At 69.5% G+C, this 1,688-nt stretch carries 1 pseudogene; it reads right to left on the reverse strand.

Going from position 1 to position 1,688, the window contains the following annotated elements:
• Nucleotides 1-963 precede the first annotated feature (963 nt).
• A pseudogene (locus tag NP3_RS45960) lies at nucleotides 964-1,233 on the reverse strand (DivIVA domain-containing protein); the annotation flags it as partial.
• Between the last annotated feature and the right edge of the window lie 455 nt (nucleotides 1,234-1,688).

A 1,688-nucleotide genomic window follows, 5' to 3' on the forward strand; every position in this document is an offset into this window, starting at 1 on the left:
CTGTGCGGTTGGGCCGTGCTGTGCGGTTGGGCCGTGCTGTGCGGTTGGGCCGTGCTGTGCGGTTGGGACTTGCTGTGCGACTGGGACTTGCTGTGCGACTGGGACTTGCTGTGCGACTGGGACTTGCTGTGCGGTCGGGGTCTGTTGCGCGTTTGGGGTGTGCTGTGCGGTCGGGATTTGCTGCACGCCCGGGAGCTGCTGCGCGGTCGGAGCTTGCGGGGCGGCGACGGAGGGCTGCATGGTCGGCGGCTGGGCGATCGCCCCGTTCTGCGGCACAGTCGCGGCCTGCTGGACAGTCGGCAGCTGGAGCGGGGCGACCGATGGCTGTCCGAACGGGCCCTGGGGCGCTGTGCCACTCGGCGGGACGGTCGGCGCTTGGGGCTGGCCGGTCGGGGCTGGCTGATCAATCGCGCCGTTCGACGGGACGGGCATGATCCGCCGGGCAGACGGCAGCTGGGGCGGGTTGACCAATGGTTGTGCGATTGGTGCTCTGGGCGCTGTGCCGTTCGGCGAGACAGTCGGCGCTGGGAGCTGGCCGGTCGCGGCTGGCTGATCAATCGTGCCGTTCGGCTCGAGGAGTGTGGCTTGCTGGGCTGTCGGTGGCTGCGGCCGGGCGACCGATGGTTGTGCGATCGGTGTGTCGGGCGCTGTGCCGTTCGGCGGGGCGACTGACGGCTGTCCGATCGGCGCCTGGGTCGCTGTGCCGTTCGGCGGGTCGGTGGGTGGCTGCGACGGGGCCGGAGGTGGCTGGACAGTCGGTGCCTGCGGGGTGATCGAGCCATTCGGCGGGACAGTCGGCACCTGGGGCTGGCCGGTCGGCGCTTGGGGTTGGCCGGTCGGGGCCGGTGACTGGGCGATCGTGCCGGTCGGTTGCGGAGTCGCTGCCTGGGGCTGCTGGTGCGGTGCGCTCGGCTGCGGCTGCTTCGGAAGCTGGACGCTCGGGGTTTGGGTGCCGCGCGCCTCGGCTAGTTGGAGTTGTAACTCATCGATTCTGGCCGCGAGCCGGGTCAGCGCCCAGTCGACTTCACCGGCCTTATAGCCACGTACCACCTGCTGGAAGCGCAGGGCGCGCACATCCGCGCCGCTGATGCCTTCGGCGGGCAGCACGGTCGCCGTTGTTCCCTCGGGCAGCGGACCGAGTTCCTCGGCTCGCCCGAAGACCGCACTGGCGAGCAGGAACAGCACCGCGGCGACCAAGCCGACGATCAGCACGTACAACAGCAGCGTGAGCATGTCCCCGAGCTTATTGGCCTACGCCGACACCTGACATCCGCCCGCCCGCGAAAATTGGACCTCGAATTGCGACCGGCCATGTCATCGGCCGCCCGAACTGTGCGATCGCCCCATCATCCGAGTCGGCACGGCGCTGTCGCGACCCGACAATGACCCGCGATGGTAAAGGCGCCGTAGGGCGGCCACCCCGTATGCAGGTGAGATTCACCCAGCCGCCGGTGGGACCCGCGATGACGCGTTCATTCCACGGTGCCGGTTGGGGTCTGCAGTGATGGTCTGGCCCGCAGTGACGGTCTGGCCCGCAGTGACGGGTGTGGCTCGCGATGACGGTGTGCGCCACGGTGACGGGTGCGATCAGCGATGACAGGTTCGGTCGGCGGAGATGGCGTGGTCCGCGATGGCGAGTGCCGTCTGTGATGACAGGTGCCGCCTGCAGTGACGGGTGCCGCCTGCAG

Origin of the sequence: Nocardia pseudovaccinii NBRC 100343, from assembly GCF_001613225.1 — a bacterium.
In the GTDB taxonomy this organism is placed as follows: Bacteria; Actinomycetota; Actinomycetes; order Mycobacteriales; family Mycobacteriaceae; genus Nocardia; species Nocardia pseudovaccinii.